This is a genomic window from Corynebacterium sp. 2571A, from assembly GCF_055700935.1.
The window spans coordinates 70335-83702 of the sequence record NZ_JASTTE010000001.1 but is presented as its reverse complement, the minus strand read 5'-3'; the positions used below and the strand labels follow the sequence as shown (position 1 = coordinate 83702).

Sequence of the window (13368 nt, the reverse complement as noted above, 5' to 3'; positions counted from 1 at the left end):
AGGCAGGCGGTCGGATCTGATAGTTCGAGGCGTTAGTCCTCCGTGGCGGCGGCGGCCCGGCGCTCTGCGACCCGGGTAATCGCCGTTTGGATCACCCCGGCCTCTAGAAACTCCTCGGCAACCTCAGGGCCCCACATGAACAGGCAAAACACCGTGTTGAGGAGGTGTTCAAGGGTTCCGAAGTCCATGCCGTCCTCGATGAGTCGGGGCACCAGATCACCATGCTCCCCCGCCTTAAACTCGGGCACCTCGGGGTCAAACTCCCCGCCAACGAGGGGGGTTGCGAGGTGCAGCACGTCCATGCGGTCGAAGGCTACTTGCTGCCCCTTAGCCTCGACCCCGGCGAGGAATCGCAGCACTGTGTCAACGTTGGGCTGCACCTCGTGCTGGGTGCCCGCGAACTCAAATCGGAATGCGTACCGGTCCGCGTCCGGCGAGGCGTCCAGTTGGCCTAGGTTCAGGGTGTTGGTCATTTCTGCTCCAGTGTATCTGTGTTGGTTTTATGCTTGTCTGTGTCCCGCAGCCCGAGGCTACGGGCTAGGGCGGTGTCCTCGGCGAGGAGGCGGACGAGGCGGATCCTAAACCACCTCCACCGGCGGTTGGCGAGTATTCCCGAGCCGAAATCAATGTGGAAGAAGTGTTGGAAGTCAGTTTCTACGGCGTCGAAATTCTCCAGTAGTCCGGCCCAGGTGAGGCGCTCACGTGGAACGCCGGTGTCCTCGACTTTCTCGGCCCACCATTCGCGCACATACTCGCCGTACTCGGCTAGGATGAATTCGTTTGGCGGGCCGCCGCCCGGGTCGTCGTCTGAGTAGGCCCCCGGGTGCGGGTCGTACCACAGTTCTGAGTCCTGCGCCCAGGCCCACCCGTCGGGGTCGCGCCTTAGTCGTCCCCAGTCGTCCCGCCAGCACCCGTCGGGGTCTCCTGGTTCCGCTGGTCGGCGCCGGTGGCCGTCACGGTCTGTAAAGCTTTTCCCAGGTCGCCGGTCTTGAAGAACTCCTCCGCAAGGGGCGATCCGGACGTGTAGTTCAGGTGGATCGCCCCAACCAGCTGGTTCATGGTCTGCCACCCCATGCCCGCATCGATAAGCTCCTTCAGTACCCCGCCGGTGATCTTCGTGGTCTTAGGGTTGAATTTACTCCCGAGGAGGGGGGCGACGCGCTGCAAGACACTAAATCGGCGGGGGCGCGGGGCCTCCTCCTGCTCCTGCTCTTCCCGCTCTTGCGCCAGGTCGAGGTGGAAGGCCAACACCTGGTCTACCGTCGGCGTGATCGCGTAGTCCTTCCCGGCGAATGAGAACTCAATATCGGCTGCTTGCTGCGCTTCTTCGAGCTGCCCCAGCTTCATATCTGTGTAACCCCTTATCGTCGTGTTCGGTGTGCTCTCTCGGCTAGTCTGCACGCCCATTAGCGGCGGTCAGTGCACAACATTGTGAGGGGTGTAAAAAGGCCGCCCAGCGGCCCACAATGGGGCTACTAGGCGGCGTGTCGCGGGGTGCTCGGGCTAGGCTGCCTCGCCAGTGTCTACGGTCTCGCCGGCGCCTGCTTCCTCGCCGGTGTCTACGGAGTCATCCTCACCCAGGCTGCCGGACGGCTCGAAGCCACCGGCCGACGGGCGCAGGATAGCGAACGCCTCCTCCTCGTCGATCGGCTTGGAGGCCTCACGCTCCCCGCCTTCCTCGACGGAGTGGATTCGGGTCGGGGCGCACACGGACTGCATCTCGGAGGTGAAGGTTCGCAGGTCGTTGGCTGCGCCACCGCCGGAGGTGAAAAGGTTGGTGACGGTGGACTCCCAGCCTTCATCGATGTCGGTGCGCCACACGCGGACATCGACCTTGCCGTTCGCGCCGAGCTCCTCGCCGGTCAGCTTCAGCAGCTGCTGGTCTTCGGTCAGCAGCGGCAGCTGGCCCTTCTGGGCGTACTGACCCTCCAGAGACACCTTGAAGGTGCGGCTGGTGGCCTCCTGCGCCTCCCAGCCTTCGGAGTCGTAGTCGGACGCGTCCACGGCGTTCTTCTCGGTGGATACGGACACCGAGGTCAGGCCTCGGACGAACTTGTAGTTGGCGGGGTCGGTGCCTACCGGCTTGATCTGCACAGACCAGTTTCGGTTGAGCATCTTGTTCAGCTCGCAGCTGTTAGGGGCCTTAGCGAATGCGGTTGCCATGCTGTCTCCCTCCTAGGAGATGGTTGGGGGTGCCAGCACTGCCCGGTAGGTGTCGGCGCGGTGCCAGCGGCGGTTATCGTCCGGCACTGGTGGATCACTCACGATCCGGGTGCAGACTAAGACCGACTGGGTCGCGGTCAGGTTGAACATGGTGCGGTCGTGCAGGGCCTCGAACACGCGTTGCATGGTCTCCTCGGGCCCGGTCTGATCGTCTGGGGCGCCGCGTGCGGCGACACCGAATGAGGCGGTGGGGTTAGAGCTGCTGTCGTTGTGGTCTACCTCTAGGCCAAAGATCACTAGGGCCTCGTCAGGCTGGTCGGGCATGAGGTTCAGGAATACCGGCACCCCCTCGCCCTCGGTCTCCGGGGGGTGGCACACACCTAGGCGGGTTAGGTAGGCGGCGAGCTCGTCCACCAACTTCCAGTGGGCGACGGGCCGAGGCATGGGGGTATGTGAGTACTCAGTCATCGGTTAGAACCTTCCTCGAATGTGGTTTTGGATAATTCGGGCGGCGTCCGGCGCGCCCTGATCCTTCGCGGCCTCCAGGTATTTCGCCTGCCCGCCCCTGGGGTGCCGCCACTCGGTCTCCTCATGCTGGCGGCGGGCGTAGATAACCCCGTCGGAGCGGACACCGGCCCGCACGTTGCCCCGCGTGGTCGTGGGCCCCACTGTGCCGATCGATTGGCGCAGGTTTCCCGTCTCGCCTAGGGGTGTGAGGGGGACGGCGCGGGCGGCGAGCATGTTCGCGGCGCTGCGCACACCCGCCTCGGCGCGGCGGCGTATCTGCCCCGACACTTTCCCCGCGTTAATCGACACACGGGTACTCATAGGATCGTCACCTCCACGTGGTCGGGGGTCAGGCCGGTGCCGGTGTAGGCGCGCTGCGCCGTTACCACCGTGCGCTCGGGCTTGCTGCCGAACTCGGCCGGTAGTGTGACGGTGCTGCCGGGCGCGGGCAGGGGCCCGTCTACAGCCCAGTTGAGTGTTCCCGCGACCGTGACTTCCTCGCCCGCTGGTGCGCCCTGCTGGGCGACGCGGCGGGCCTTGAGGTTGATGCTCGCGAGAACGGTCTGGGGTTCGCCCCGAACGACGCCGCGCATGGTGCGGGTCTCTTCCCCCTGCACGATTACTTCATGAGTAAACCAAAGGGCGGCGAGTTTCTCGGACATGGTGTTTTTCATGGCCGGCTCACCACCTAATCCACGGCTTGCCCGACAGTAGGCCCGCGTCCGCGAGTATCAGCTCAGCTAGGGGGCATAGTCCCCCTGTGAGGAGGCGATGACGGGCCGCCGCGCCCGTACTATCATCCAGCGTCACCGACGAGCCGTTATTAGTGGAGGATGATACCGTGGCCTCGGCGGTGGCCCCGCCGCTCAGGATCTCCCCGGCGACACCACCCACGATCCACGCCTCCACCTGCGCCTCCGTAGCCTCGGTGAACGCCTCCGCTAGGTCGTCATCCTCCGGGGCGCCGTTCGGCCCCACCGCATACAGCGCGGCGCGTGTATGGCGGCGCATGAGGCGGGACGCGTGGTCAATGAGGGCGCTAATGCGCCGCTCGGGCACGCCCTCGTAGAGCTCAGGCTCGGGGGAATGGTCGAGAAGCTGCTGCACTGTGGTGTAGGTCAGGGTCATGTGGTTCTCCGTGGTTTGTGGGCATAAAAAAGTGGAGGGGCGCGGGGCTAGCGTGCTGCCCCTGCAACCCCTCCGGGGTCGCTACCCACCTACTGTGTAGCGAGAATCCGGCGGTGGTCAGGGAAACAGCGTGTGCTAGCACCTCGCGCCCCTCCAGGCTGGGGCCGTAACACCCCCTTAGCGGCCCGCCTAACGCCCTAGAGTGCCGGAACTAGGGCAGATAGGGGGCCTGCCAGTGGGCTACAGCCCGCCTAGGCGGTGTTTAGGCCGCGGCAGCGATAGAGCCACCACCGCCGCCGAGCTCACCCGGCTTAATATCAGCCTCGGCGGAGACGATGCCCGACGGGCGGATCACCTTGCTGCCGAACACCTGCAGGCCGCGCACCAGGTCGCCGAAACGATCCGGGTCACGCAGCGCCTCCAGGGTGCGCAGCTGGGAGGCAAACGCCAGCGCCCCCGGAACACCGGCGATGATGGTCTCGCGGCCCGACTTCACCGGGGCGTTCACCGACTGGTAGACGTTCAGGCCGAGGATCGGGATGGATGAGGCAAGGCCGTTGCGTGCGACCAAGTCGGTGCCTGCCGCGTCGGCGCTGGTGACGCGACGGTCGGCCAGCAGCGCGGAGCCAAAGTTCGGGCCGACAACAACCCACCGGTTGCTGGTCGGGGCGGATACCTTGTTCAGCTCCAGGCTCAGGGCGCGCAGAACGTCCCACGCGGTCGTCTGCCCGGCGGCCGGGCGGTAGAAATCCGCACCGTCGAACACCGGGGTGTTGCCCAACTTCTTACCCGCATCGGCGGCGAGCTGCGCCGCGATCTGGGTGTCGATGTCGTCGGCCATCGCGTTACCGTGGTCCGTGGTCGCGGCGCTAGCAAAGTCGCCTGCGGACTGCACTCGGTCAACGTCGTTCACGCGGAACCCGTAGTAACGCTCTTGGTCGACGACGAGCTTCTGCTCGGTGGTCTCGACGTCGTCGTAGACCAGATCCTCGGTGCGGACGTGGGTCTTGATCTTCGCGTCGCCGATCGTGTTGATCGTGACCGTGTCGCCGCTGTTCTGCAGCATGGGCTGGAAGCGCGAGTCGGCGATACCCGGCTGCGCGTAGATCAGGGACTTCTGGTACGGGATTTCGAGCTGCGGGGCCCACAGCTTCGGGATGAAGGTTTCTACGGACATAACCCCTCCTTGTTTTGGGTTACTACTGGTACAGGTGCTTTAGCTGGCCCGCCTGCTGTGCGGTGAAGATCTCCTCGGCGGTCATCTTCTCCAGATCCTCCCGCGTGATCTTCCCCGACTCGGCAGCGGTGCCAGCACGATTAGCGGTATTACCCGAGGACGGCGCGACCGTAGTCGCCCGCAGCTTCGGTACCGCCTCGACCGTCTCGGACACGAGCTGCGCCACCTGGGCGTTGTAGTCCTCGTCGGCCGGATTCAGGGCATGGAACTTGTCGCCGCCCTTGATGAACGGGATCGTCAGGTCGGGGTCAGCCCCAGCGACGCGGACAGCTTCGCTCAGGGCGTACTTCGCGCTCATCTGGTTGTAACGCGCCTCCATGTCGGCGGCGCGGGCCTCGGCCTGCTTCACGAGCTCCTCAGGGTCGGTCTCCCCCTTCTCGTCTACACCTAGGGCCTTCAGCATGGCGTGCTTGAAGGCGTCCATCTCGGCCTTCTGCTGCTCGTTGGCCTGCTCCTGCTCCCGCAGACGCGTGCGCCATTTTGCGTTCTCGGCGTTCAGGCGGCCGATACGAGGATCATCCCCATCGTGGTCGCCTTCCTGCCGCCGCTCGCTAGTCTGCGCGCCTTCCTGCTGGGTGTCCTGCCCCGCGTCGCGGTGCTCGGTGCTGGCCTGCTCAGCCTCGTGTGCCTCGGTGGTCTGGGTGTCGGCGGCGGCCTCCTGGGCCTGGCCCGCCTGCTGCTCAGTGCTCATGGTTAGCTTTTTACCCCTAGAGTTGTTCGTTTCCGGTTCATTCGCGGCGTGCGACGCCTGGCCTGCACGCTCACCTCGGATACTGCACCACTAGGGCCTGCGGTCAGTCGATGGGGATACGCGCCTGACCCTTAGCGCGCCGTATCTGCTCACGCTGGTACATACGGGACAGGTGGCCGTTCTCCCGGACGTGCTCACGCACACGGGCCTGGGCGCGCCGCCTACCCGCCGCCGCGTCCCCCATAGCCTGCGGGGTCGTGGCCGCCACCTCCCGCCGCTTCCACCGGCGCACATTCCGCTCCAGCTGACGCTGCCGCTGCTGCGCCTCGTACTGCTCCCGGTTCGTCTCCTCGGTCAGTTCCTCGGGCATGTCCGGGGCCGGGGTTCCCGGCACGTAGGGGGTATCGCGGTGCCTGCAATTCGGATGGTGGTACCCCGCTTCTAGGGCCTCCCGCATGGTCGCCTTCACGTGCACGGTAATAGGCTCCCCGGTAATCTCGCTGACCACGACGCGGGGGCCGGCCTCCCCGCTGATCGCGAGGAGCTCGTTCTGGTAGGGGTAGCACTGCGGGGCGCTGGCGCGGTGCCACGAGGCGCGCACCAATTCCACCCCAGCGGCTTTATACCCGGCGATGTGCCCCTCCTGGGTTGCGCGGTTCCGGGTCGTGCGAAGGGCCATGTCGAGGTAGGTGTCCATCGACCAGCGGCGCCCGGCACGGTCGTAGTACGCGGTTAGCCCTCGGTCTGCCGCCTCGTTAAGGGCGGCCTGTAGGGCCTTCTGGTGAGTCTCGGCGGACTGTAACGCCGTATTCGTCGCCCGGGCCACTACCCGCCGGTACACGTCATCCACGTCCCGCAGCACCTGCAGCGTTGAGGCCTGCAGGGCGCGCACCATGTCGGCGGTGATGGTGTGCACCGCGTCGATATTCACCCCGGCGGTGAACGCGTCCCCAGCTACTCGGGCCGCCGACGAGGCGTACTCCTCGGCCAGCATGGCATGGATAAGCTCGGGGCTAGGGTCAGTGACGCTGCGGAGGATCCGCTCAGCCCGGCGGCGGAGTTTCTGCACATCCCACAGCTGCGACGAATGGATGTCGTGCGTGCGTTTAGCCGTCGTCTGGGCGATCAGTTCCAGCAGGCGGGCCTCCGCGTCGCGGAAGCCTCGCACCAACTGTTCGGCGTACTGTTCAGCTGTCGTCATCCTCTACCCCCGGCGCCTCATCAAGGCCGAGCCCCGCCAGCGGGTCGTAGTCGTTGACGCGGCGGTCTGCCTGTATCCGCTGCACCTCCTCGGCGACCTCCTCCGGCGTCCACTCAGGGTGCTGTTTCTTGACGGCGGTGTGCAGGCTCATAACCCCGGCGGTGAACAGGGACGCCACACTGTTCTCCAGCTCCTGGGTGGTGACCTCTACCTGGTCGGGGAGGGAGACGAGCACCGGGGCGCTCGGGGCCTCGTAACCATTAAGGCCCGCGTCAAGCTCTAGGTAGGCAGTCAGCAACGCGGATAGGTGGGCGCGCTGCATACGGCCTTTAGTGTCAGCGGTTGCCCGCGTCCGCTTAGTCCGGGCCTTCGTCTCGGTCGCGGTCATATCACCGGAGGCCTGCGGATCCATGTCCACCGTAAAGGGGGATAAGCCTAGGGCGCTCACAGCCTTCCTCACCCCACTATCAATCAGGGTCAGGTACTGCTCGACGCGCATGTCAAACTGCACCTGCTCCATAGTGGGCTGCTGGTCGGGATTTGGCTGCATACCGACGCTGTACACGTCCCGAAGCCAGTTCAGGGACTGCCCCTTGCCCGGGCCGTGGTCATCTAGTAACTCTTCGGAGACGATGAGGCGGCCCCGCGCCGCCTCCACCTCGTGCTGCAGCTGCGACCAATTGTGGTCGATGTCCTCAAAAATCTGCGCGCCCCGCGCTACATCCGACGTGGAGTAGTAGCGCAGCAGCTCATCCTGCCTCCACTCCTGCCGCGTGCGATAATTGCTAAGCATGTGCGCGGTGATTCGGCTCGCCCCGGTCGTGAGGCGCGTACCGTCCCGCAGGCCCTCCAGGTCGGCGAGATTAGCGGCCCGAGGGTGATCGGTAAACGGCACGGGCCAGCCCACGTTATCCCGCTCCCCGAGGTAGAGCTGATATTCGATCTGCCCCCTAGTGTGGTGCTCGAACAGGCGGTAGATCTTGTCATTCTTCTCGTCGTCCTGCCACGCGTCCCAAAAGAGGATCCCCACTTGGCGGCCGTTCTCAAACTCTGCGATCCCCTGGTCTGCGTCGAGCCACTCAATCCACGGGTGGTCATCCACCCGGTTGTTCCACACGACGCGGCCGTAAACCCACCCGAGGGCCCCGGCGCGGTACACGGCGCCCCACCAGTCGCTGGCGAACTGGTCGCTGGTGACGAGGCGTTGCAGGGCCTCGTAGGCGCGCTCATTATCGGCGTCTACTGGGGCGAGCTCAGCCTGCGGTGGTTTACCCGCCAGGTAGTCCGCCAGGGCGGTTGTTAATTCCTCCGCGATAGGCAGATGGTGGGTGATCAGGTGGGATTCGCGGGGCACCGATGGGGGGCCGAGTAAGGCGCGGGATACCCCACCAACGATCCCGCCGTTGTACTGGCTGCGGTGCTGGTATGGGGTCGCGCCGTTCTGTCGTTTGCGGCGTTCATTAATTGCGTCGAGCTCGCCGGATAGGATCGCGTCATCGCGGCGGATCGCCTCCATCGCGGGGGCGTAGCTGGCGGGTGGCCACTCGGTTTTAGGCGCGGGGATTCCCATCATCGTCTCCAGACTCATCTCGGGGCTTGTCGCTACCTCGCATGTATATCCCCAGGTAGATGGCGGTCACGGAGGCGGCACCCCACTCGGGTCGAAGGGGCGGGCACGCAACACTCACATCCCACTATCGCGAAGCCCCCGGCTGTGCGCAGGCGGGGTTTACCGCAGCCTCGTCTACGGGGTGACTGCGGCGGCTAGCACCAGCGGCGCATTCTCTCAACTACCCGGTGTGCCACTCCCAACCACCGCGCCCCCTCTCGTGTTGGTGCTGCTTCCCGCCGTGCCAACCCCACGCATTGGGGCCAGGGCCATCCGGTGCCTATGAGCGGGCGCGAAAGGAAACAAAATCACCCGCGCCGCAGGCCCGGGGCCCTACGGCCCCGCGCATTTGGGGTAGAGGCTCAGCACCAGCTTGGGGCCCGGTGGCATGGCACACGCCATGCTAGGCGGCCATCCCTATCACCTTCGCCCGTCCCGTGACTAGGCGGGGGGCGTGGGGACACACCATCCTGGGGCCTCGCGATATGCAGTTGTGTTGCGTGCCGGCCCCCGCAGCCCATGGTCGGGTGGGGTGCCGCTGGTGGCCTATGATGCTGCCGCCTGTGCTGCGGTCAGTACCCGCCCGCGCCAGTAGTTTCGGCTGGAGTGGATCGCATAGCGTAGGGCGTCGACGTGGTGGTCGTTCAGCTTGATCGGTTTATCCTCGCCCCGCTCGGTCGCCTTAGCGTCCCACCTGTACTCGCTGATCTCCCCGATCAGGTGCCGGCAGTCCTCAGCTACTTTAAGGCCGCCCGAGTCGAGGAGGCTAGACACCGTGCCGATACCGTCCAGAACACCATTCGACGCTTTCGTGACCCGGTGGCGGCGCACGCGCAGCTCCTCGATGAATGAGGCCGCCGAAGGGTCAGCGTACTGGCGTGGCAGCGGACCCCAGCGTTCCTCCAGCTGTTTCTTCCACTCCTCGTAGGAGTCCGCTAGCTGTGCGTCGGTGCGGCGCTCAGCCCCCGGGTTCGGGGCCCACTCGTCCGCGACCCACAGCACCCCTTCGTCATCGACGCCTACCGCGACCCCGGCAGTAGGATTCGTGACGCCGTAGTCCATGCCGACGGATATGAGAGTCAGGTTTTCGGGGGCCTGCCCCACCATCGTGTCCGGGTTCCACATCTGGTACACCGCACCTTCGGCGGCGACCCACTCGGCCTCGATCATCCGCCGGTGGAATAGTCCGGTGTACTGGCGGTGCAAGCGCCTAATATACCGGCGGCTCAGGGTCGGGTTATCAGTGAGTAGGAATTTCTCGACGTGTATATCCGGATCGGTGTGCTGCCGGTCAACGACGCGTTCCTTGAGGTAGTGGCCGGCGGTGCCGGGGTTGCAGGTGACCAGCAGGCGCGAGTCCGGTAGGGATAGACGGGTTAGCAGCATGTCCCAGAATGACTCCGGCCAGCTCACGGCCTCGTCCCCCCAGGCGTTCAGGATCGTCAAGCCCTGGATAGAAATCCAGGAGGCGTCATTGCTCGCCCCAACCACCGAGAATTCTTTACCGAACAGCGTCCCGGCGGGGGCGTTGCGCCGGTAGTGCAGGTGCGGGGCGACGGCCTCAAACTCGGGCCGGGTCAGGATCGGCTGGAAGAAGTTACGCCAGACGGTATTCGTCGAGTGCCCAACAATGAGGTTTACCCCCTCCCCACTGGTGGAGGCCATGCGGGCGATGAAGTCCCACAGCTGCGCGAACGTCTTAGACGAACGCACCGACCCGTACCACAAGTTGATCGGCGCGACCGACCGATTCAGCGCCAACTTCTGCCGGGGCGACAACCCCACCACGCACCACCCCCTCTAGGCGTCTAGGTCATTCTCGAACACTTCCGGGTCGCTCGCCATGATCGTCTGGAAGGCGCGGTTAATCGACTCGGTAACGTCCACACTCGCGTCCACCTGAACGCCCATGTCGAAGCCGTTAAGGCGGTGCCGGGTGCGGGCCACCTTGTCCTGCGACTCGATCAGGCGGCGGATCTGGTCTACCGCCTTCAGGTCAGTCGCCCCGTCCTCCCCCGTCACAGCCTTGAGGTGGCGCAGCACACGGGCGATCTCAGCGTTGAGGCGTAGGTGCTGCTCCTCACTGCGCTGCAGCTCCAGGTCTCGTACCTGCTGCGCGGGTTCTTTCGTGATGTCGAGGAGTGCGTCCTGCACGTCCCGGTGCGCCTGCTGGGCGGAGACCCCGAGCTGTTGCCCGATCTGTTCGTACCCCATCCCGGCCTTGCGGTGCTTGAGGGCCTCGGCCATTCGGTGGCGGCGCTGCTCACTAAAACGGCGTTTGCGCTGCTTAGTTTTACGCACTGGTTCCTCCTATGTTCCCGTAGGTTTTAGTTTATTGTTTAACGATCTTCTCGCCTCACGGCTTTACCCGTCTAGTGGTTGCCCGGTGCCGACCCACTGGCGCTGCACCCCACCGTGCCGGGGCCGGTGTCGGCTCATGGCGTACCCGACGGGGCGGATCAGGCCCCGGTGTCGCCACGCGTTGAGGAGCCCTCCCCAGGCGTTGTTGTGGCGGGGTTTCAGCCCGTCGGGTATGCGGGCGCGGATGTCGTCGGCGGTGAATGGTTCCCCCGCTGTGGCGAGGGCGAGCACCGCCCGGTCGGCGTGGTGCGCCCAGTCCCCTAGGATGTGGTGCTCGGCATAGTAGGGGGCCTGGATCTGGTCGGTCGGTTGCAGCTCCGGTGTTGTCATGATGGGGCCTAGTGTGCCCCGGCTGGCGGGGCGGTCAGGTGGTGGGTGCTTCAGTTTTAGTTTTCGGTGTCGAGAAAGTTAAACGCTTGCCCACCACGTTTTGGACGTTCCCCGGTTAGGTCTTGGTATCGTCGGCAGATAACGTCGGCGTATCGCGGGTCAAGCTCAACTAGTCGAGCGCTGGAGTCGTGTTGGTGGGCGGCGACCATTGTGGAACCGGAGCCTGCGAAGAGGTCGAGCACTAGTCCGCCGGGGCGGAGTGAGTTGTTGAGCATGGCCGTGATGAGGGCTGGCGGCTTCATTGTGGGGTGGTCGGCGTTTCGGGAGGGTTTATCTATTTCGAATACTGTCGATTGAGTATCGTCCCCGTACCAGCGCTGCCCGCCACGACCGAGTCGGCCTTGTCCGCCTGGGGTGAAGCCATAGAGAATAGGCTCGTGACGGTATTGATAGTCGCTACGCCCAAGGGCGATAGTGTTTTTTACCCACACGAGATTTTGCCGAACCAACAAACCCGCTTCACGCATGGCGTTCTCGAATGCGGTCCGTTCTGTGTCCGCGTGCGCGACATAGATCGGAGCGCCTGGCTTCGCAACATTGATAGCGGTTGTGAACGCTCCCAGCAGCATTTCTGGCAGGTCGCTGACCTTATCGTTCTGGATAGTCAGAGAATCTTTCGTTTTCCCGACGTATTCCACTCCATATGGCGGGTCAGTCCAGATGCAGTCCGCAGGGCTGTCCCCCATCATGGCGGAGACGGCCTCGGTGTCGGTCGCATCACCTACTAGGAGGCGGTGCGGCCCTAGGTGCCAAATGTCGCCAAGTTTGCTGATTGGAGTTGCTGGTGGGGCTTCCGGGGGGCATCCTCTTCGTTAGGTTCCGCCCCCTCATTACTTTCGGCGAGCTCGGCTAGCTCGTCCAAGTCTGCGTAGTCGTACCCGGTGCCGTCGAGGTCGTAGTCCACCTCGTTCAGCATCTCCAGTAGAAGCGAATCGTCGTAGTCGCCGAGGTCGGCGGTGCGGTTGTCTGCTAGGACGATTCGATTCGCCCGGTCATCATCCACGTCTACGACCCAGCAGTCGATGGTGGTGTACTCCCCTGGGTTCTCCTCCGCGAGCTCGCGGTAGGCCTTGAGGGTGTGGTTGCCTGCCAGTACCTCGTTGGGGCGGCCGGTGTGGGTTCCACGGTTTACGATGATGGGCCGGTACAGTCCGTTCGTTTGGATGGAGCCTTTGATGGCCTGCACGTCGCCCTGGCGGGGGTTGCGGTGGAACGTGTTTAGATCGGGTAGGGCGATGGTTTCGGGCGCCCCGATACCCGCGTAGGTGGTTGTGTTGGTGTCACTCATGGGCGCCGACTCTAGGGGCGGGTGGTCTGCGGTCAGGCCGCTACACGGGCTACTGGGTGTTGTGTATGGCGGCGAGGGCCAGTACCCGCTCCCACCACGCCTCGGGGGCCCACCGCCCGGCGACAAGGCGGTGCCCGTGGTCTCGGGGCTCGGGGAGGGGGCCGGGGTGTGAGGCGAGGGCCTGTATGTGCTGGCGGGTGGCGGCCATGAGGGTGCGTAGTAGTACCTCGGCGTGCGGCGGGATCGTGGGTTCTTTCTCCCAGCGCTGTACAGTGCGGGGGTTGAGGCCCATCCACTGGCCGAGGCCGTGGGGGTCGAGGCCTATGGCGGCGCGTATGCGGCGCGCTGCGGGGCCGGGGCGGCCTACGGTACCCGCCGGCACGTCTATGCGCCCTGCGGGGCGTGTAGGCGGTTCTGGGGCCCACTGTGGTTCTGCATACGGGCTCATAGTCTGGCGTCTCCTTTAGTAGGGGTACGGGGTCAGCCCCCGACACGGTGGGGCGTGCGGGGGCTGCAGGGCTGGCCGGGGCGGCCTAGATGTTGATGTTAATCTCCTCGGACAGCAGCGTGGTGCTCGGCGCGTCCGGGTTGTCCATCTCGTCGGCGACGATGGCGTCGAAGTGGCCGAAGCGGTAGTCCTCCTCGTGGATGGCGACGAGGGTGCCGGCGGGGTAGCGTACCTGGCCGCTGGAGGTGGTGAAGGCGCGGGCGGTGGTGGTTTCGGCGTAGAGGTAAAAGTCGGTGTTCATTTCGGTTCCTTCCGAGTGTCGCGGCTTGTGCCGCTTCCTTATCT

General features: G+C 65.0%; 18 protein-coding genes. All 18 read right to left on the bottom strand.

Annotated elements, in window-relative coordinates; genetic code table 11:
• Positions 1 to 32: 32 nt before the first annotated feature.
• On the bottom strand, positions 33 to 473 hold the full coding sequence (locus QQS53_RS00535) for a hypothetical protein (RefSeq protein WP_472774051.1): 441 nt from the start codon (positions 471 to 473) through the stop codon (positions 33 to 35).
• Positions 474 to 882: 409 nt separating this feature from the next.
• Positions 883 to 1347: a DUF7426 family protein gene (locus QQS53_RS00530; protein ID WP_472774050.1), complete on the bottom strand. Its 465-nt coding sequence runs from the start codon at positions 1345 to 1347 to the stop codon at positions 883 to 885.
• A 156-nt stretch (positions 1348 to 1503) separates the two neighbouring features.
• A complete protein-coding gene (locus tag QQS53_RS00525) occupies positions 1504 to 2163 on the bottom strand; it encodes a phage tail tube protein (protein WP_472774049.1) in 660 nt (219 codons plus the stop codon).
• Positions 2164 to 2175: 12 nt separating this feature from the next.
• Positions 2176 to 2631 carry a minor capsid protein gene (locus QQS53_RS00520; RefSeq protein ID WP_472774048.1) on the bottom strand — a complete coding sequence of 152 codons (456 nt, stop codon included), beginning with the start codon at positions 2629 to 2631 and terminating at the stop codon, positions 2176 to 2178.
• Positions 2632 to 2634: 3 nt separating this feature from the next.
• On the bottom strand, positions 2635 to 2991 hold the full coding sequence (locus QQS53_RS00515; RefSeq protein ID WP_472774047.1) for an HK97 gp10 family phage protein: 357 nt from the start codon (positions 2989 to 2991) through the stop codon (positions 2635 to 2637).
• Complete coding sequence (locus QQS53_RS00510; RefSeq protein WP_472774046.1) at positions 2988 to 3344, bottom strand: hypothetical protein; 357 nt, start codon at positions 3342 to 3344, stop codon at positions 2988 to 2990. Before QQS53_RS00510 ends, QQS53_RS00515 begins: the two co-directional genes overlap by 4 nt.
• 7 nt (positions 3345 to 3351) lie before the next feature.
• On the bottom strand, positions 3352 to 3798 hold the full coding sequence (locus tag QQS53_RS00505) for a hypothetical protein (RefSeq protein ID WP_472774045.1): 447 nt from the start codon (positions 3796 to 3798) through the stop codon (positions 3352 to 3354).
• Positions 3799 to 4060: 262 nt separating this feature from the next.
• Positions 4061 to 4975 (bottom strand): phage capsid protein, encoded by a 915-nt coding sequence (locus QQS53_RS00500; RefSeq protein WP_472774044.1) that lies wholly within the window; start codon positions 4973 to 4975, stop codon positions 4061 to 4063.
• 22 nt (positions 4976 to 4997) lie between these two features.
• Positions 4998 to 5726, bottom strand: a complete 729-nt coding sequence (locus QQS53_RS00495; RefSeq protein ID WP_472774043.1) for a hypothetical protein — start codon at positions 5724 to 5726, stop codon at positions 4998 to 5000.
• 103 nt (positions 5727 to 5829) lie between these two features.
• Positions 5830 to 6927, bottom strand: coding sequence for a phage minor capsid protein (locus QQS53_RS00490; protein ID WP_472774042.1), 1098 nt, complete (start codon positions 6925 to 6927; stop codon positions 5830 to 5832).
• Positions 6914 to 8500, bottom strand: a complete 1587-nt coding sequence (locus QQS53_RS00485; protein WP_472774041.1) for a phage portal protein — start codon at positions 8498 to 8500, stop codon at positions 6914 to 6916. The genes QQS53_RS00490 and QQS53_RS00485 overlap by 14 nt, the downstream gene beginning before the upstream one ends.
• Positions 8501 to 9082: 582 nt before the next feature.
• Complete coding sequence (locus QQS53_RS00480) at positions 9083 to 10249, bottom strand: PBSX family phage terminase large subunit (RefSeq protein ID WP_472774040.1); 1167 nt, start codon at positions 10247 to 10249, stop codon at positions 9083 to 9085.
• Positions 10250 to 10336: 87 nt separating this feature from the next.
• Positions 10337 to 10837, bottom strand: coding sequence for a hypothetical protein (locus QQS53_RS00475; RefSeq protein WP_472774039.1), 501 nt, complete (start codon positions 10835 to 10837; stop codon positions 10337 to 10339).
• A 63-nt stretch (positions 10838 to 10900) separates the two neighbouring features.
• Positions 10901 to 11227 (bottom strand): hypothetical protein, encoded by a 327-nt coding sequence (locus QQS53_RS00470; RefSeq protein ID WP_472774038.1) that lies wholly within the window; start codon positions 11225 to 11227, stop codon positions 10901 to 10903.
• 56 nt (positions 11228 to 11283) lie between these two features.
• Positions 11284 to 11925, bottom strand: coding sequence for a DNA-methyltransferase (locus QQS53_RS00465; protein WP_472774037.1), 642 nt, complete (start codon positions 11923 to 11925; stop codon positions 11284 to 11286).
• Between the two features lie 104 nt (positions 11926 to 12029).
• Positions 12030 to 12575: a ParB N-terminal domain-containing protein gene (locus QQS53_RS00460; RefSeq protein WP_472774036.1), complete on the bottom strand. Its 546-nt coding sequence runs from the start codon at positions 12573 to 12575 to the stop codon at positions 12030 to 12032.
• Positions 12576 to 12624: 49 nt separating this feature from the next.
• Positions 12625 to 12957 (bottom strand): helix-turn-helix domain-containing protein, encoded by a 333-nt coding sequence (locus tag QQS53_RS00455; protein ID WP_472774035.1) that lies wholly within the window; start codon positions 12955 to 12957, stop codon positions 12625 to 12627.
• 151 nt (positions 12958 to 13108) lie between these two features.
• Positions 13109 to 13324, bottom strand: coding sequence for a hypothetical protein (locus QQS53_RS00450; RefSeq protein WP_472774034.1), 216 nt, complete (start codon positions 13322 to 13324; stop codon positions 13109 to 13111).
• Between the last annotated feature and the right edge of the window lie 44 nt (positions 13325 to 13368).